This window comes from Pseudoteredinibacter isoporae (assembly GCF_011602085.1).
GTDB lineage: Bacteria > Pseudomonadota > Gammaproteobacteria > Pseudomonadales > Cellvibrionaceae > Pseudoteredinibacter > Pseudoteredinibacter isoporae.
In genome coordinates this window covers 1,228,229-1,246,787 of sequence record NZ_JAAONY010000002.1, presented here as the reverse complement: position 1 = coordinate 1,246,787, position 18,559 = coordinate 1,228,229, and the positions used below count along the sequence as shown (strand labels likewise).

The 18,559-nt window shown below is 48.1% G+C and carries 12 protein-coding genes; 7 read left to right on the top strand and 5 right to left on the bottom strand.

What is annotated here, in order from left to right:
• Positions 1 to 27: 27 nt before the first annotated feature.
• Complete coding sequence (locus G8768_RS14010; RefSeq protein ID WP_166845680.1) at positions 28 to 951, top strand: hydroxypyruvate isomerase family protein; 924 nt, start codon at positions 28 to 30, stop codon at positions 949 to 951.
• 53 nt (positions 952 to 1,004) lie between these two features.
• On the opposite strand, the gene G8768_RS14005 is transcribed toward G8768_RS14010, so the two are convergent.
• The 5 genes from G8768_RS14005 to G8768_RS13985 all read right to left on the bottom strand — a co-directional run bounded on the left by G8768_RS14005 (position 1,005) and on the right by G8768_RS13985 (position 8,968).
• Positions 1,005 to 1,706: a 3-keto-disaccharide hydrolase gene (locus tag G8768_RS14005; protein WP_166845682.1), complete on the bottom strand. Its 702-nt coding sequence runs from the start codon at positions 1,704 to 1,706 to the stop codon at positions 1,005 to 1,007.
• Between the two features lie 123 nt (positions 1,707 to 1,829).
• Entirely contained in the window at positions 1,830 to 2,465 is a 636-nt protein-coding gene (locus G8768_RS14000) for a gluconate 2-dehydrogenase subunit 3 family protein (protein WP_166845684.1), read from the bottom strand.
• Between the two features lies 1 nt (position 2,466).
• Positions 2,467 to 4,173, bottom strand: coding sequence for a GMC oxidoreductase (locus G8768_RS13995; protein WP_166845686.1), 1,707 nt, complete (start codon positions 4,171 to 4,173; stop codon positions 2,467 to 2,469).
• Positions 4,174 to 4,540: 367 nt separating this feature from the next.
• Complete coding sequence (locus G8768_RS13990; RefSeq protein ID WP_166845688.1) at positions 4,541 to 7,039, bottom strand: TonB-dependent receptor; 2,499 nt, start codon at positions 7,037 to 7,039, stop codon at positions 4,541 to 4,543.
• Between the two features lie 312 nt (positions 7,040 to 7,351).
• On the bottom strand, positions 7,352 to 8,968 hold the full coding sequence (locus G8768_RS13985; RefSeq protein ID WP_166845690.1) for an alpha-amylase family glycosyl hydrolase: 1,617 nt from the start codon (positions 8,966 to 8,968) through the stop codon (positions 7,352 to 7,354).
• Positions 8,969 to 9,086: 118 nt separating this feature from the next.
• Between G8768_RS13985 and G8768_RS13980 the strand changes: the two genes are divergently transcribed.
• From G8768_RS13980 to G8768_RS13955, 6 genes are all read left to right on the top strand, one after another.
• Complete coding sequence (locus G8768_RS13980) at positions 9,087 to 10,004, top strand: LysR family transcriptional regulator (protein ID WP_166845692.1); 918 nt, start codon at positions 9,087 to 9,089, stop codon at positions 10,002 to 10,004.
• 432 nt (positions 10,005 to 10,436) lie between these two features.
• Positions 10,437 to 12,242: a glycoside hydrolase family 36 protein gene (locus tag G8768_RS13975; RefSeq protein WP_208020176.1), complete on the top strand. Its 1,806-nt coding sequence runs from the start codon at positions 10,437 to 10,439 to the stop codon at positions 12,240 to 12,242.
• 5 nt (positions 12,243 to 12,247) lie between these two features.
• Positions 12,248 to 13,408, top strand: a complete 1,161-nt coding sequence (locus G8768_RS13970; protein WP_166845694.1) for a Ca2+-dependent phosphoinositide-specific phospholipase C — start codon at positions 12,248 to 12,250, stop codon at positions 13,406 to 13,408.
• Positions 13,409 to 13,673: 265 nt separating this feature from the next.
• Complete coding sequence (locus tag G8768_RS13965; protein WP_166845696.1) at positions 13,674 to 14,252, top strand: RNA polymerase sigma factor; 579 nt, start codon at positions 13,674 to 13,676, stop codon at positions 14,250 to 14,252.
• A gap of 42 nt (positions 14,253 to 14,294) precedes the next feature.
• A complete protein-coding gene (locus G8768_RS13960; RefSeq protein WP_166845698.1) occupies positions 14,295 to 15,356 on the top strand; it encodes a FecR family protein in 1,062 nt (353 codons plus the stop codon).
• A gap of 134 nt (positions 15,357 to 15,490) precedes the next feature.
• A complete protein-coding gene (locus tag G8768_RS13955; protein ID WP_166845700.1) occupies positions 15,491 to 18,544 on the top strand; it encodes a TonB-dependent receptor in 3,054 nt (1,017 codons plus the stop codon).
• Positions 18,545 to 18,559: the final 15 nt, after the last annotated feature.

Genomic DNA, 18,559 nt, shown 5'->3' with positions numbered 1-18,559 from the left:
AAATACCAAAAACAATAAGGAGCAAAGATGGAACGCCGAGAATTTATTAAAGGTACGGGGTCTGCATTGGGTTTGGCCGGGTTGATGGCTTCCGGGGTGGGTTCTGCAGAATCCGTGCCGAATGCTTCTCTGTCTTACCAGTATCAACTGAACTACGCCCCTCATCTGGGTATGTTTAAACATTTAGCGGGCGATGATCCTATTGATCAACTGAACTTTATGGCCGATATGGGTTTTAAAGCGTTTGAAGACAATGAGATGAAATCCCGCAGTCTTGATTTGCAGAAAAAAATGGCCGAGACACTGCGTATGCGTGAGATGACGATGGGTGTTTTTGTCTGTCATAAGATTCACTGGCACAAGCCCAGCCTCAGTTCCGGTGATGCGGATTACCGTGAAGCATTTTTGAGTGAGGTGCGGGAATCGGTAGAGGTGGCCAAGCGCTTGAACGCACGTTGGATGACAGTTGTACCTGGGCATGTCGATTTGCGACAGGATATGGGGTATCAAACGGCGAATGTTATCGAGGCGTTGAACTATGCATCGGATATTTTGGAGCCTCATGATATGACGATGGTGTTGGAACCTTTGAATTTCCGTAATCACCCGGGCTTGTTCCTGACCAAAATCGCCCAGGCTTATCAGATCTGCAAGGCAGTCGACAGCCCCAGCTGTAAGATCCTATTTGATGTTTACCACCAGCAAATCCAGGAGGGTAATATCATTCCTAATATAGATCGGGCCTGGGATGAGATTGCGTATTTTCAAATTGGCGATAATCCTGGCCGCAACGAACCAACGAGTGGTGAAATTAACTATTTGAATATCTTCAAACATATTCACCAAAAAGGCTTCAAAGGCATTTTGGGTATGGAGCATGGTAATGCGGGTGAAGGAAGTGAAGGTGAGTTGGCGGTGATCAAGGCTTACCAGGAATCTGATCGTTTCTAAAGATCAGAATGCTTGTGAAAAAAGCGCTCAGGGCATATTTGAGCGCTTTTATTTTATAAAGCTTTGATTTTCAGGTTGCGAAACCACACCGGATCGCTGTGATCCTGGAGACCAATGAACCCCTCCTTGGCGACATTGGCCCAATCCGAATTTAAGCTGGGAAACTTACTGCCGGCGACCAACGCTTTCCACTGCTCCGTATCCAGTTGATAGCTGAGTACTTTCACTCCATTTTGAATGTGGCTGACCTGGCGATCATTCACTATGATTTCAGCCTGATTCCATTCGCCAGCGGGCCTGGCATTTTGTGGCCTGGCAGGGATCAGGTCATACAGAGAGCCGGCTTGTCGGTTACCGTTTTTACCTTTGTTGGCATCCGGGTGACCGATGTTGTCGAGGATTTGCATTTCCGGTGCTGTGCGCCAGATGTAGTCTCGGTCTCCAAAACGATCATCCCTAGGTTCCTGACCGAGATAAAATATTCCGGAATTGCCTTTTTCGGAAATCTTCCATTCGAGCTTGAGGTGAAAATTTTTAAAAGGCTTGTGGTAAACAATATCTCCGCGGTCCTGCTTTTGCAGGGCTGACATATTCGCTTCACCAACCATGTGCAATAAGCCATCTTTGATCAGCCAGGCGCTGGGGAGCTGACTTTTTTTATAGCCTCGCCAAAGTGTTGCATTTTGACCGTCAAACATCAGTTCCCAGCCATCGCTTTGTTCTTCTGGCGTTAGCTGATTGTAAGCTTGTTTCATAACAAGGTTCTTGCTCTGGCTGTGAGGGTTTTGTGGTGTTTGGCTTTGGCTGACCGCACTAACGCTGAGTAGCGTGATCAGCAAGACACTTGCGAGCCTTATATCAGGTTTCGGGATATTCATTTATAACGACCACACTTTGGTATTTTCGTCGGCTTTGAAATCTCCATCGTATTCACCGGGGATGGGAAGGTAGGCCAGGTGCTGTTCACCAATGGTTTCAGAGGTAAAGTATGCCTGGATAGTTAATTCACGCATGCTGATCAGAAAGCTGTATAAGGCATAATCGACTTTATCTTGCGGCTCGGGTTCGCCTTTCTTGATCAGTTCCAGTAAGCGCTGTTCCTCGGCTTCAGGGAGATCATAAAGTGAATGCACAAACTCACTCTGTTGTGTTGCTTCGGATTGCGAAAACTGACCGTGATGTTGTTTCCGGAAACGTAAATTAAACATTTCGATCCCGAGTTGAAAGCGCTTGGCTTGCTCGGCTGAGAAAATGTCTTTGTATAATAAATCAATGAATTGAGGCACGGCGACATCGAGAGCGCCAGGTGATTCGGTGCGCGGTAGAATAATATCCGCGCAGCGGCTGATGATCTCGGCTTCTTTGGGGCTGAAAAACTCGGGACTCCATTCCAGAGCAGCTTGGCTCTGCGTCTGGCAGCCCTGTAACAGGCTCCCCAGAGTACCGGTTGAAACAACGGCGCCAGTACTTAATGCGAAGGTTTTTAATGCTTCTCTTCTGCTGATAGCGCTCATGTTATAGCCTCTTATTTTTGATTTGCTCAGCGGCGTAATTGGCCGCTCTGGCGGAGAATGCCATATAGGTGAGAGATGGGTTCTGACAAGCTGAGGATGTCATAAAAGCGCCATCGGTCACAAATACATTCGGGACACTGTGAACTTGATTGTATTTGTTGAGCACTGAAGTTTTCGGGTCGTGTCCCATGCGAGCTGTCCCCATCTCGTGAATGCCTATGCCGGGACCAATTTCGTTCTCAAAGGTCTTAACGTTTTTAAAGCCGGCATCTCTCAAAATCTTTTCCGAGCGATTCCTCATGTCCTCGCGCATTTTCAATTCATTGGCTTTAAGCTCTACGTCGAAGGTTACGGTGGGTAAGCCCCATTTATCGGTTTTCTCATAATCCAGGTACATTTTGTTATCGTGATCTGGCAGGTATTCCCCAAAGGCCATCATTCCTATTCGCCATGGTCCGGGAGCCGTAAGCTCTTCTTTCAAGCCTTTGCCAATACTCAGTTCGCGAATGCCGCGTGTCCAGTTTTCCCGGCTGGCGCTGCCCTGATAACCGTAGCCACGAATGAATTCAACTTTTTCAGAATGCTCGCTGAGGTTTTGAAATCGAGGAATATAAAAACCACTGGGACGTCGGCCCTTATAGTAATCCTCACCAAAGCCTTCAACCTGGGCAGTCGCACCGATGCCCAAATGATGATCCATCATATTATGACCCAGTTCGCCGCTGTCATTACCCAAACCGTTGGGGAAGCGGGCGGATTTGGAATTCAACAGGATTGCTGTTGAGGCGACCGCTGAGGCACAGCAGAAGATAACTCTGGCCCGAACGGTATATTCCTCGTGGGTTTCTGCGTCGATAACTCTCACACCGGAAGCTTTTCCGGTTTCTTCATCATAGATGATGGAGTGGACAATGGCATTTACCTGAATATCCAAATTGCCGGTTTCCTGTGCGGCAGGCAGCGTAGAGGAAAGGCTACTGAAATACCCACCAAATGGGCAACCTCGCATGCAGCGATCGCGGAATTGACAGGGCGTACGATGTTTAAATTCTTTTGTCGGATCGGTTAAATGTGCGGTGCGGCCAGGGGTAAGGACACAGTCAGCGTGATGATTCGCTATGTTTTCCTGCAATAGCTTTTCTACGCGATTGAGATCCATGGGGGGTAAAAATTTACCATCGGGCAGCTGTTCGAGGCCAATATTCAGGCCGCTAACGCCAATAAACTGCTCCACATGGTCATACCATTTTTTGATATCGTTGTAGCGCACAGGCCAGTCTACGGCGATTCCTTCTTTTTTGTTGGCCTCGAAATCCATTTCGCTGAGGCGATAGCTTTGTCGTCCCCAGGTAATTGAACGACCGCCAAGGTGATAACCCCGTATCCAGTCGAAACGTTTGACTTCGTTATAGGGATGTTCGTGGTCGTTCACAAACCAGTGAGCGTGTTGAGGGCGGTGAACATAACCAGAGCGAGCTTGCTTGTATTGGGCTTCCATTTCCGCCGGAGTGTTTCGGCCCCGGTATTTTTGATCCCAGGGATCATCGTGAGCGGTGGTATAGTCTTTGATATGCTCAACTTTTCGGCCACGTTCGAGAATCAGGGTTTTCATGCCGTTTTCACACAGCTCCTTGGCTGCCCAACCCCCTGAAATTCCACTGCCAATCACGATAGCGTCAAATTGCTTGGATAAATCTGCTGTTTTCATTAGTTTCGCTTCTTAATTTCTACAATGAGACCTGATTTTTATTATTGGATTTATTGTATGTTCCCAGAGTCCGAGGTGTTAAGAGGAAATCGGCCTTTTTATGCGAGAAAATCGGCGTGATTTTTTGATCAGTTAATGTTCACCTCTTCAGGCCTTACGATACAAGCCTTGTGCCGGGAAGACGGCAATATATTGGAGTATTCAGAGTCGCGATAGTTCGGGGCTCTGTACGCTTTCCTGGTCGATATCATGATGCAGCGTAGGCGCTGACAAGCGGGGAAATGAGAAGGTCGGCTGCTTTGTGATCGAGGAGCTGATCCAGAGTGGAAAAAGGGGGAGTGTAAAACTCCCCGTAAGAAGAGAGGATTTAGAACTCGTATTTAACAGACAATGTAAAGGCGCGACCAAAAATTGGGCGAGCCAGGTATACCGAACCCGTATCGGTGCTTGTAAATTGCCCAGCACGAGGATTCCCCTCGGTGAGGCCAATTTCGTTGTCCAGGTTTTTACCCGAGAAAATCAATCGGAGATTGTCATCCAGTTGGTAGCTGGCACCAATATTCCAAACACTGTATTCAGGCAGTATTCGACTGTTGGCAGCGTCGACATATCGATCCGAGTTGTATTCATATTCAAGGTACAAACGAAGCTGATCATCCAGAAGGTTCAGGGCTGGGCGCAGTCGCATGGCAAAGTCCGGGATGCGAATAGGGCGGTTTCCGGTAAAGCTCACCTGTGTCACATTATTTTGCTCATCTACCTGATTAAACTCGAAATCTTTAAATTCGGCGTCTTGCCAGGTAATGGTTGCGGCGATATCGAACAGCTCTGTTGGACTCCATACGGTTTCCAATTCCAGCCCCAGTGTTTCCGTCTTTGCGAATTCACGCTGTGTACTGGTGCTATTGGTGGCGGAATCAAAAATGGTGTTCGTGAATTCAACATTGTCGAATTCGGAATAAAACACTGTTGCAAACAAGCTAAGTTCTTCACTCAGTAATTTATAGCCTGTTTCCAACTGGGTGATGTCCTGAGCTTGAATGTCTCGATTTGGATTCAGGCGGAAATCAGCGCTGTTTGGTAGGCGGAAGGCCTTGGTATAGCGAGCAAAGAGGGCGCTGTCTTCATTCAGGGCGTAGTTGCTTCCCACGGTCCAGGAAATATCATTAAAGCTGCGATCGAAGGGAACAAACTCTCCATTTCCAGCGGAAACATTATCATCGGCCAGCGTACTGCTGTCCCCCAGATCGAAGTTGCTCGCCCGTTCGGCGACGCCTCGAACGTCGATTTCTTCCCATCGGATACCCAGGTCAATACGCAACTCATCGTTCAACACCCATTCATCAGCAATATAGAATGCACTTGCGCGGCCTTCATCGTCTGCTTGCTGGTAACGGGAGCCGTATCGCAAAACGCCATTGTCTGTGACTGAACCGACAACATTGCCAGCAGCATCAATGGCGAGAACATCTACCAACGCAGGCTGTGACTTAACATCGCTCAAATAGGTTGCGGCATGTCTCTGGAATTCCCGATCGTAATTTGCAAAATACACGCCGAAAGTCAGGTTATGCGTCTGCTCACCAATATTGACACTGGTGCCGAGTTGGAAGTCGTTGATAAATTCGCGTAAGGGTGTTTTGACCGAGGTGAAGTTGTGAGTCATCAACAGTCCATTGCCATTACTGTTGGCGGGAACCACATCACCACTGGTGACATACTGGGCACGAATGTCTACGGCATCGCTAAAAGCGGCGAGTGCATTATTTCGATAGGCATCCAGGCTGCTGGCGGCGGCGTTCGGTGTGTTTGGAAATGCCGAATTGCGTGAAATATCCGAGTCGCGCACACGGGTTCGGTTTATTAGTGTCCAGTCGTCATTGAGTTCGTATTCAAAATTAACGGTAAATTGCGAAAGTTGAACATGGGTGCCATCACTCAAATCTTCAATACGGTTACCATCCGGGAGCTTTAAGGTAAAATTCTGCACCTGTGGACTTAAGGTGGTTCCGGTATTTGGATCGAAACCGGGAATGCCTGCGGGGTCGCCAGAACCATCGTTCGTCAGTGGCAATGGTAGGGCAAAGAAGTTGCGGTCGTTCAAGTGGCGGTAACTGATGTCGAGACGGCCTTTGTCCATTTCTCTGGATAAGGTTACTCGGAATTGACCACCGTCATTGGCGGTGAAGCCTGGCTCACGAATGCTGTCGTCCGTACGATAGTACCCTCCCAGGGCAATTTTCCAGTCATCATTGATTGGCCCACCGTAGAAAAAATCGCCACGACGCAAACCGTAATCGCCTACGGTCATTTTGATGCTGCCTTCCGGGGTATCGCTGCCTTTTTTGGTAATGACATTGATAATGCCACCGGGTGCATTACTGGCGAAAATGGAGGATGGACCACCGCGCACAGCTTCGACCAGTTCCACAGTATCATCCAGACGAAAAACCTGGTCGGCATTCAGCCAGCTCAAGCCACTGTCGTGCTGCAGCGGTAGGTTGTCTTCATACAACGCCACAGAGCCAAAGCCATCAACCGGAATGCCACGGGCGCGCACATTACCGTTCGCTTCGCCTCCGGAAGCTTCAACCCAGAGACCGGGAACGGCCTTCAGAAAATCGGTCGCGCTTAACGGAGCCTGGCTTTCAATATCGTCGGCAGACTTAGTGGTCACAGAGTGGCTAATATCCATCTTGGTTGTATCACCAGCGCCAGCACGGCCGGTGACGACCACTTCTTCCAGATGCAGAGCATCGTTGTTTTCACTTTGTGCAAAGCTTGGTATTGAACCCATTGCTACGGCGGCAACGGCTGCGGCCAAAACGGTTTTTTGACTTGGGAACCAGCCAGTATGACATCTCATTATCGACTCCAAAATTGACAATAATTTATAGGTATTATTAGGACGCCGCCTATAGGCAGGAGGCCGTCACGGGTATTTACCGTACGCGCTTTCATTGGGGGAAAGTAATACTATTTGTGGAAGCAAATATAGATTTTCTCTATATCTTTTGATGTGAATAATATGATGATTGATTTGGTTTGGCGTGAAAAATCAAGATTCATAGAATCGCGCAAAGCGAGAATACTCGAAAGAGGATGGCCACTGCCGAGGTGTTTCGATAGCGGCCAGAAGGGAGATTCAACAAAATGTTTCAGCCGGCGGAAATCCGGCTTATTGAGTTAAAAGACAATATTGCCAGGGTTTCAGGGTAAGCTTTGAATCGTGAAAATCTTCCGCTGCTTGTGGTGAGGAAAGCGTGTTCCATGTTGGCGGAAGATCCAGGCACTGTTCACGAGAACTCAGATTAAACACTCCTAGAAGCGTTTCTTCGCTATTGCTTCGGGTAAACATCAGTACGTCATCACAGCTATTCTGAAATTGAATGTCGCCATTAATCAGGGCTGAATGTTGTTTTCGGTACGCTGAAAATTGTCGAACAAAATTGAGCAAACTATCACGATGGTTTTGTTCAGAAACAGCCTTGTTTAAGTGTGCTTGAGGAATCGGTAGCCAGCTAGTGCCGTTGCTGAAGCCTCCAAGCTTTTCATTGCTCCAGACCATTGGTGTGCGACAACCATCGCGCCCTTTATACTCGGGCCAGAAGGCTATGCCAAAGGGATCAGCCAGTTCTTCCAATTTCAGCTCCGCTTCATCTAAGCCCAGCTCCTCACCCTGATAAATGCAGAAGCTTCCACGCAAGCACATCAGAACGCATAGCATTTGCTTTGCAAAGCGTGTTTTGTCTTCGACATCGTGCCCCCATCGGCTAATGAAACGGGTGGCATCGTGATTTCCGAGTGACCAGCAAGGCCAACCCCCCTCCATTTGAACCGTGGTCGTTTCGATGACCTTTCGAATGAATGCTGCAGATTTTTCTTCCCCAAGCAGGTCTGCGGTGTAACACATATGCAATCGTTGCTGGCCCTTGGTATAAGCTGCCATCGTGCCGAGGGTGTCTTCCACACTGCCAATTTCACCTAGCGAGGTACGACCGGGGTACTGATCCAGCAATTGTCGAATTTTTTCCATGAACGCAATGTTTTCCGGACGATTCACATTGTAAATCTGCGCTTGGTAACTTCGAGGGTTATCAGGATTCATGCCGCCAATTGCGAGGCTCCGGTCGCGGCTGGGATTGTCACGCAACTGCTCATCGTGAAAATACATATTGGCGGTGTCAAAACGAAAACCATCCACACCAATGTCCAGCCAGAATTTCAATACATCGAGGACCGCGTTCTGTACCTGCGGATTGTGGAAATTTAAATCGGGCTGGCAATCGAGAAAGTTGTGGAAGTAATACTGCTCACGACGAGAATCAAACTTCCAGGCGCTACCGCCAAAGAATGACAGCCAGTTATTGGGTGGCGAACCATCTGCCTTGGGGGCTGCCCAGACATACCAGTCACTATGATCGTTGTCATTATTCACCCGACTGCTTTGAAACCAGGCGTGTTGATCTGAGGTGTGGCTTAACACTTGATCGATTATGACTTTCAGACCGAGTTCATGGGCCCGTTTCACGAGCTGTTTAAAGTCTTCCAGTTCTCCGAAAATGGGATCGACGCCACGATAGTCCGCTACATCGTAGCCGAAGTCTTTCATGGGGGAAGTGAAAAACGGTGAGATCCAGATAGCGTCTGCACCCAGTTCGGCGATATATGATAGTTTTTCAATAATGCCTGGTAGATCGCCGATCCCGTCGTTGTTTGAGTCAAAAAAACTGCGCGGGTAAATTTGGTAAATGAAAGCCCCTTGCCACCAATTTTCAGTATTTACGGATGTCACAATACAATCTGTTCCAAGTTAATGTTCAGCCATCAGGGTAAACATTTCCCTTTGATTGCAGTAATACTTTTTGTACTTTAAGGTATAGGTTTTGCTTATAGGTTTGGAGTTCGGCCCCGTGGACAGACAATTAGTTCAGTTTAAAAGCATTGTGGAAATTGGCAGCTTGAATGGTGCTTCGGAAGCCTTGTATGTGAGTCAGCCCACTCTGACCCAAAATATGAAAAAACTGGAAGAACGTTTCGGTATTAAGTTATTTGAGCGCACAGCCAAGGGCATTAAACCGACGCCATACGGCCAGGTTTTGTATGATCATGTGCGTGCTATGGACAAAACCTATAAGCAGGCGATACAGCAAATCGAGGTTTTGAAACACAAAAAAGCCTTTGCCCTGCAGGTAGGAACCGGTGATGTCAGCTGGGAGTTGTGTGTTAAGGGTGCCTTGGAGGAATTTCAACGTGCTTATCCCAATGCCAGTATTCACATCGAATTTGGCAATAATCTGTACCTCTATGATCGCGCCCTGGCAGGGCATCTCGACCTGTTTTTTGGCCATGAAATTCTGGGCCTGGACAAAAAGCCGGGTATTGAGTTTATACCCATGTGGAATTCGGGTCATGGGTATTTTGTACGTAAAAATCACCCTCTTGTTGGTCGAGAGGTTGACTATGAGGAGCTCGATCGTTACCCCTGGCTCGAAGTGTCGCATCACGATTCCCGCTATATCGAGTACATTAAAAGCATCGAAAAAAACCCTCTGGAACAAGAGCGAAGGCGGCATGATGTGGCTCGGGTTTCCACCAATTCCATGGCTGCAGGTGTTACCTTTTTAAAACAGCAAGATCTGATTTTGCCGTTCCCTGAAGAGTATGCCTCTATTTTTGCTGAACAGGACATTGTTGCATTGGATGTTATCCAGGAACCGATTATTGAACGTGTAGGTTTGTACGTTGCTGACAGCGAAAAGCAGCAGATTGTTGACGAGTTTATTCGCTTTGCTCAGGCCTGTTGTTCACTTGGCAAGCCCCCCGGCTGAACCGCACTTTCTCGAATTCATCTTTCCATGTTTTAAATCCTTTCCTTGCGCCCGGTGAGCAGCCGGGTGTGCTTATATTGATCACCACCAGTGGCTAGGTGGCCTTCAGCGGTCATTCGATATTGGTTCCTGGCAGGGGTATAGGAAAAGTCTATGGCCAATAAATAAAAGGTATTACCCGCGATATAAGGCATTGTTTATATTCATCTTCTGGCGTATCACCGTCGGCCTGGAGGTTTACCAGCTTGATAATGTGATGCACCCGCTGCAGGGTTCATATTGATCGATGTTGATTATGCCCTGTGGCCTGCGGTTTTGACCCTCCGGTTCGAGTAAACACTTGAAATGCAGGGGTTCGATTTAGTGTAACTCCAACACTAAGCTTTAGTGGCCCCGACGCTGGCGGGGCTACCTTTTTTAAGAAGATGATGAATGATTTACAGCTTAAGCCACGGTGACCTGACCGCAGATTTAATGGTTGGTGAATCCATGCAGGAATTGGACGTTGAGTTTAGTAAGCGCCAGGACGGCGACCTTGTCTATCTGGATATTGAACTTAACAGTACAGTCGTACAGAAGTTTCAGGAAATCCAGCTGCAGTTGAAACTGCCTTTTGTGGATATGCATTCCTGTTGGACACCCGGTATTGTGGGGAATCCCATCTCCATCCGCAACAAAGGTATTTGTGAGTGGCGCTATGGCTTTGAAAGTAAGGTTAGCAAACTTGCTCCCGTAGCGTGTTTGTACAGTATCGACAATCACAATCGCCTGGCTGTGGCGCTTTCTGATGCAACTGAATCCGTGGTGTTCCATGTCGGGGCCTACGAGGAGGAGCGGGTTGCCCTGGTATTGCTCAAGTTCTTTTCAGAGGAGCAGCCGCCTCGTCAACATTATCGTGTCAGTTTGCGATTGGATATGCGGCCGCAAGCTTACTACCGAGCTATTCAGGATATGGCAAGCTGGTATGAAGAAGGTCGTTATCCTCATATGCCCGTACCTGAGTCAGCAAGCCTGCCGGTTTATTCAACCTGGTATGCCTTTCACAAAAACCTGCAACAAGAAGAAGTCTTGCGACAGTGTGCAGCAGCCAAAGAGCTGGGTTGCGATCTGTTGATACTTGATGATGGCTGGCAGGCCGGAGACAGTGATCGAGATTATAAATATTGCGGCGACTGGCAAGTGGATCAGGAACGTTTTGCGAATATGCGTAACTTGGTTGATCAACTGCACAACACCATTGATATGAAAGCCATGTTGTGGATGAGTGTTCCATTTGTGGGGCGTTGCAGCCAAATCTGGTCAGATTTCAAAGAGCAAATTTTATTTTATAGCGAAAAAAATGACGCCGGTGTTTTCGATCCAAGATACCCTTCTGTCAGGCAACATATTGCAAATACCTGCCAGCGCCTGCTGGCTGAGTATGATTTTGATGGTTTGAAACTGGATTTTATTGACGAATTCGATATGGCCCGGGCAGAAGGCAAAGCGTTACAGCCAGACCCGCTGCGAGATACGGAATCACTGCAGCAGGCCGTTGAAATGTTGCTGGCGGAGATCCGCTTTAGTCTGGAAGCTCTGAAAGAAGATGTTCTCATTGAGTTTCGCCAAAGCTATGTTGGGCCGGCAGTTAGGCATTACGGCAATATACTGCGTGTTCATGATTGTCCAAATGACGCCATAATGAATCGCATGAGCATTGTCGATTTGCGTTTATTCTCAGGAGACACTGCGGTGCATTCCGATATGATTATCTGGTCTCCGCAAGACAGTGTTGAAAGCGTTAGCCTGCACTTTATCAATACATTATTTGCTGTACCGCAGATATCCCCAAATGTCGACCAACTCAGCCAGCAACATAAGCAGGTTGTGAAACACTGGCTGAGTTTTTGGCAGCGCCACAAAGCCTTATTGTTACAGGGCGAGTTAACGGCGATCAATCCAGAAATGCAATACCCCATCATCAGCAGCCGTTTGGGGGATGAGATGTTAAGCGCGGTATTCGCTGAGATTCCGGTAAAGGTTTTTGATGCCGGAGAGAAATTTTTGTATCTTGTCAACGGCAGCATGAAACCACGAGTCATTGTTGAAACAGCTCAAGCACGTTCGGTCAGAGTACAAAGCTTTGATTGCAAAGGGCAGTTTCAGTCTGAACAGGATCTGCTATTGGAAGCGGGCTTGAACGAAGTTTCTCTGGCGATTTCAGGCTATGCAACGATGAGTATTTTGAATAAGGCGTAAAGGTAATGATCGAGGATTTGAAATCCAAAGCTGTTTCCCTGTGGCTGGTGTTGGCTGTGATCACATCAGCAAACTCGATTCAAGCTAAGGAAGTTAACTCGAAGAATCAACATCTTCGCCTAAATCAATTGCAATATATCGGTACTCACAATTCCTATCATATTGCCCCGGAGCAGGGAGTGGCCTTGGCGATAGCTGCTTCAAAGGCGCTTACGGCCCAACAAAAACAATACATTCAAAAATCCCTGGACACTTATCGTTATACCCATCCGAGTTTGGACGATCAGCTTCGGCTGGGGATTCGAAAATTCGAAATTGATGTTGTAGTCGATCGTGAGGGGAGGAAGTTCGCCAAGCCAGCCATTCATCAGTTGATGCAAAAACAAGGCATCGCTTTACAACACCCATTTGATCGACAGCAGGATCTTCAAAAACCCGGTTTCAAGGTTATTCATGTGCCTGACCTGGATGTGCGCAGCAATTGCAATTTATTTGTTGATTGCCTGAGAGAAATTAAAAACTGGTCGGACGCAAATCCCGGGCACTTCCCGATCAATATTCAGTTGGAGGCGAAACTGCCAGCGAACCCAGGAATGAAAATGCCCTATGCCCTGGCCGAGGTAGAGAATTTCAGCGCAGATGATTGGCGTGCGCTGGAGGCTGAAATTGCTGCGGTGTTTCCTGTCGAGCAGTTGATAAGCCCGGCCAGCATCCGAGTAAAGGGCCTCAGTACCCGAGATTCGGTATTGCAGCATGGTTGGCCGAGCCTGGCCGAAGTTGCAGGAAAGATTATGTTCAGTCTGGATAATGGTGGTGCTACCGCCGCTGGCTATCAAGAGGCGGTCGCTGCGCCCAACATCTTCCTGAGTCTCGATGAACAACATCCTCAAGCTGCATGGTTCCGCCTGAATGACAGCTTTGATCGAGATATTGATAAGTTGGTTGCAAAAGGTTTTATGGTGCGTAGCCGTGCGGATGCATCACTCAGCGAGGCGATCAACAACGACCCGAAACGCCGGGATCGGGCATTTGCCAGTGGTGCCCATTTCATCGATACCGACTTTATCTTTGCCGATAAGCGGTGGTCTGATTACGTGGTACGTTTCAAACAGCGGCCCTATGTGCGCTGCAATCCCGTGACTGTGACAACAGGCTGCCCTCTATAACTCTTTGTTTTAAAAGAGAATGTCAGCTGACTTTGGATGAACCCAGTTGCTTGCATTGGAGAAATTGGTGGTTTATTAGCCCCGTTTTAGTCTTGGAATAAAAATGCCATTAAATATTTGTGTCATGAAAATGTTTCAATATGGTATTGTTAGCCCATAAAAACTAAAACGGTAGCTCCCATGGCCATCGATATTCGAACCTGCTTCTTGCCTCACTCCCCGTTGCGTGCAGCCTGGAAGAGCCGTGGGAAGGTGGTAAATTTCCATGTCTGATAAATCTTCCAAGCCTTCTGGATCACATGATGGGGTCTTGAGTCGGACCTTTCTGGAGAATATTGGCCAGTTAAAAAGTTATCTGGGCCGGTTCTTTAGCTCGTCCCACGATATTGAAGATATCTTGCAAGATACCTATATCAAAGCGGTGGAAGCTGAAAAGCGTTACACCATTAATACGCCCAAGGCCTTTTTGTACAAGGTCAGCAAGAACCTCGCGCTCAACTACCATGATCGGGCAGCACAAAAACTCACCGACGGAATAGAGGATTTCGACAGCTTGGAGGTCTTATTCAAGAGCATCAGTCTCGAAGACCAATTTGAGCAGGAAGATCGTTTTCAGCAATTTTGCCTCGCCGCCAAGCAGTTGCCGCCAAAATGCCGCAAGGTATTTATTTTAAAGAAGGTTTATGGCCTCAGTAATAGCGAGATTGCAGAGCGTTTGAATATTAGTATCAGCACAGTAGATAAACACTTGGCCAAAGGTCTGCTGCAATGTCGGGAAGAGTTGCAGCGGCGGGGTGTGGAATTTAATGTGGCGTCCAAGAAAGGAAAGAAAATCTCAGCCTGATTCGTCCATCTTGGGGAGCATCAGGTAATGAGTGGAAAGAGAATGACAAAGGTTACGCACATTGATGGCCTTCATCATGCCCGGGAACAAGCGGCAGAGTGGATCGTGCGCGTCGATAATGATGAGCTGATTCCGAGTGAAGTGGACGCCTTGAAACAATGGCTGTCTCAGGACCCCTTGAATCAGCGCGCGTTCGCAGAATTGGCTCAAGTTTGGGGGGGGATGGATTCCCTGTCTGAACTCGCTGAATTGATTCCTCTCGACTCGGCGATGGTGGATACCGAGCCTGACGATACTCGGGTTTACCCCTGGCGCTCCGTTGTGGCGTTTTCTTTTGTTTTATTTTTTGCCGTTGCCATTGCCGTTATTTACCCGGACTGGAAAGCCCAACAATTTCGCCATGCCCAAGTAGCCACGACACTGGTAGGTGAACAGGAAACCTTGGCCTTGCCCGATGGTTCCAGCCTGGTGCTCAATACCGATTCCAACGTTAATATTCAGTTTGACGAGCATCGTCGTAATATTTATCTCAACCGAGGTGAAGCGCATTTCGATGTTGCTCACGATCCAGACCGTCCCTTTATTGTTCATGCCGGGCAGGGGCGAGTGACGGCAGTCGGTACTGCGTTTAATGTTCATTATCATCAAGGCTCTGTCGATGTCATTGTTACCGATGGTGTGGTGGAAGTTGAAACTCTGAGAGCTTCGATTCCAGAAGAGCCTGCGCCGGCTGTGCCCAAATCCGAACCGATTCTCAGCCGGAAAGTGACGGCGGGGCAAAGCGTCAGTTTTGATACCGTGATCCATGAGGTGGATAAAGTTCCGGAACCTGAGGTGGATCGAAGATTGTCATGGCGCAAAGGAATGCTGTCGTTTTCAGGCGAGCCTTTGCAACAGGTGATTGCAGAAGTTTCCCGTTATACTGAAACCCGGATTGTAATTCAGGACCCTGTTGTGGCCGAATTGCCTATGGGTGGGTACTTTAAGGCTGGTGAAACCGAGGCGATGCTCGAAGTTTTGCAGGTGAGTTTTGGCCTGCAAGTTACCCGAGTATCTGACAAGGTTATCGTTCTATCACAGGGGGATGATTTCAAACCCGAATAGCTTTATTTTCAAATGTAAAAATTCTTTTCATATAAATAGCAGATTTCCAATGCTCATCTGTCCTAAGCCTGAAGCGTTTGTGCTTACCGCTCTTATCCGGGCCTGCTCAGACGCTTTGCTGTATCGAGTTGATTATGTTCGTGATTAGCAGATTGCTGCGGTTTGCCGCTGTGCTGCTGTCCGTGTTTTATGCGGCGACCAGTACTGCTGCAGGCCAAGAGCCTGAACAAAAACATCAATTCTATATTGAAAAACAAGAGGCGAGGCTGGCATTAACTTTATTTGCCCAGCAGGCAGAGCAGCAGGTTCTATTCCCTTTAAATCGGGTGAAGGATATCGAAGCGAATCGTTTGGTCGGTGCTTATACGACAGAGCAAGGCATTGACATTCTTCTCCGTGATACGGGCCTTGAGCCGGTGTTCAGCAAAAATCGCGTCCTTACGATTGTTGCCAGCAAAAAAGCTGCACCAGAGGAAAGCACAATGAAATTTGAAAAGAAGAAACTGTCGGGCATGATTGCCTTTTTGACAGCCATGTTTGGCGGGGGCCAAACGGCAATGGCTGTAGAAAACGGTAATGGTGATGATTCCATCGAAGAAATTGTTGTCACGGCCAGTTATGCAGGAAGCTTGGCCAGCGCTCTGGATCAAAAGCGCATGGCCGATGGTATTGTCGATTCTGTTAAGGCTGAGGATATCGGTAAATTCCCGGCGGTGAATATTGCCGAAGCGGTGCAGCGGATTCCCGGCGTATCCATTACCCGTGAGGCCGGCGAAGGTCAGTTCGTCAGTGTGCGTGGTTTGGGGCCGACATTTCAGGCCGTAACTTTTAATGGTGCGCCAATTGCCTACAATGAAAATATTCGTAACTCTGGCCAATCCGGGCGCCAGTTCCGATTCAGAATACTGCCGGCAGATCTTATTTCCGGTGTGGGCGTTTACAAGTCGCCTACCGCCGATATGATTGACGGCGGTATTGGTTCCAATATCGATGTCGCTACACAAAATCCATTGGATGGTGATGGCTTTACCTCCATCAACGTATTTGCCAACTACGATGAGCAATCTGAGCAGAGTAACCCCAATGCGGCCATCAGTTATGGCTGGAACAATGAAGACAAGAACTTTGGGTTTATCGGTGGCCTGTCGCGCTCCGAACGTGAAGTGCGTTTTGATCGTTTTCAAACGGAAGGTTTCAGCACTTTCACCATTGATGGTCAGGAAGTGGAGCGTGCGGGTAATCTTCAAGCCACACTTGAGCAGGAAAAACGCCAACGTACCAGTGCCTTCGGTGCCATGAAGTGGCAGCCTTCGGATCAACTGGAATTGGGCTTGGATGTCCTGTATTCCAAGTTCGAGAATGAAATCCTTGAAGATCGAATTCGTTTCGAGGGTGACAGTGGTACTTCCTTAGCGGGCTCAACCATTATCGAAAATGGTTTGGTTGTTGCAGACAGTCGTGTCGGAGGTCGGGTCAGTCGCAACCTCGAAGCCTCTGCTCAAACCCACGAAAACTTGTTTGTGAAGTTGGGAGGTGATTGGCAAATCAATGATGACTGGAACGTTTCGGCGTTTTACAGTTTCTCTGAAGCCGATAGTAAATTGGATTTACCTTTACAGCGTATTGAAGCGCGCACGGTAGGTGGCGTTGACGGAAATGGTAACTCTGTGGATTACAGCTACGATCTGCGCGGTGGTGTTAATAGTCAAAGTTTACCGGTGTTCAGCACCAGTGTGAATCTGGCCGACCCTAACGCCATTCCATTCCGCCGTTATCGCATTCGCCCAATTGAATCCAATGATGAGGACAACAGTTTCCTGGCGGACATTGAGCGACAGTTTGAAGGTGTTATCACAGGCGTTAAAGCCGGTATTCAATGGACCGAGCGCAGCCGAGATTATCAGCGTCGCGATCGTACTCTGGTTGGCCCTGATGTAGACGGCAGTTTTTATAACCGCTCAATTCCAAATGCCTATGGCGATATTTTTGGCAGCGGTGCCTTGCATCAGGTGGGTGGAAACGTTGGCCTGTTTACTGGCAGTTTTGGTTTGAATCCCAACGACAATGCCTTAAACAACCCGACCAATTCCGATCGCCGTAATTCCTATGGTGTTGAGGAAGAAATTCTGGCCACATATGCGCGTTTTGATTTTGAAGCGGAAGCCTCGGGTGTACCGATCGAGGGTAACTTTGGCCTGCGCTATGTGACTACGGATACCGATGTTTTAGGTAACGAAAGTGTTGCTGATGGCAGCGGTGGTACGACAATTCAACCACGTACCTTTAGCAGCAGTTACAGTGAAGTTTTGCCCAGCATCAATGCGAACTTCAAATTCACCGACAATGTGCAAATGCGTTTAGGCCTTTCACGTTCAATGACTCGCCCATCACTTGCGGATTTGCGTTCAACGCTGACACCGAACAGTACCGCAGTGAGTGACTTGGCCGATGCCGCTGCGCAAGGGCAGGCGGCCATCGATGCGGCCATTGTTGATTTGCGTAACGGTGGTGAACTTGTCGGTATTGCTGGTAATCCGAATTTGGATCCGTATTTGTCCTGGAATCTGGATGCCTCATTTGAATGGTATTTTGATGACTTCGGTGCATTGACGATTGCGGCCTTCTACAAAGACATTGACGGATTTATAGCCTCGGTTGTACAGGATGAGTTGCTTACCGTATCCGGAGTGCAAACGTCTTTCGCCATTCAGCGTCCGATAAATGCGGGTAAAGCTTCGGTCAGTGGTATCGAGCTGGGCTATACCACCAAATGGGAAAACGGCTTTGGTTTAACGGCCACCGGCACAGTTACTGACAGCAGTGCAGAGCTGGATTTACCGACTGGTCAGGTTACTGCCAACCTACAGGGTGTGTCGGATTTGAGCTATAACATTTCACCGTTTTATGAGAAAGGCCCTATCCAGGCTCGCATCAGTTATACCTGGCGCAGTGAGTTCGATCGAGGCTTTAGCTTGAACACATCATCGGGTCGTGCCTTTACCGTAGGTGCATTTGGCTCGTTGGATTTCAGCCTGTCTTACGATATCAATGAGCGTTTCTCGGTGTATGTGTCTGGTGTGAATATGCTCGATGAAGTCGAAACGGCCTATGAAACCAATAAGGCCTTTATTCGTGAGCTGAATGATTATGGTCGCAGCTATAACGTAGGTGTGAGGGCAAGTTTCTAATCGCCTGCATCGCTT

Coding starts and splice junctions, on each gene's coding strand:
- G8768_RS13990 (WP_166845688.1), bottom strand. CDS start 7,039: ATGAGATGTCATACTGGCTGGTTCCCAAGTCAAAAAACCGTTTTGGCC.
- G8768_RS13955 (WP_166845700.1), top strand. CDS start 15,491: ATGTTCGTGATTAGCAGATTGCTGCGGTTTGCCGCTGTGCTGCTGTCC.
- G8768_RS14005 (WP_166845682.1), bottom strand. CDS start 1,706: ATGAAACAAGCTTACAATCAGCTAACGCCAGAAGAACAAAGCGATGGC.
- G8768_RS14010 (WP_166845680.1), top strand. CDS start 28: ATGGAACGCCGAGAATTTATTAAAGGTACGGGGTCTGCATTGGGTTTG.
- G8768_RS13960 (WP_166845698.1), top strand. CDS start 14,295: ATGACAAAGGTTACGCACATTGATGGCCTTCATCATGCCCGGGAACAA.
- G8768_RS13965 (WP_166845696.1), top strand. CDS start 13,674: ATGTCTGATAAATCTTCCAAGCCTTCTGGATCACATGATGGGGTCTTG.
- G8768_RS14000 (WP_166845684.1), bottom strand. CDS start 2,465: ATGAGCGCTATCAGCAGAAGAGAAGCATTAAAAACCTTCGCATTAAGT.
- G8768_RS13970 (WP_166845694.1), top strand. CDS start 12,248: ATGATCGAGGATTTGAAATCCAAAGCTGTTTCCCTGTGGCTGGTGTTG.
- G8768_RS13975 (WP_208020176.1), top strand. CDS start 10,437: ATGATTTACAGCTTAAGCCACGGTGACCTGACCGCAGATTTAATGGTT.
- G8768_RS13995 (WP_166845686.1), bottom strand. CDS start 4,173: ATGAAAACAGCAGATTTATCCAAGCAATTTGACGCTATCGTGATTGGC.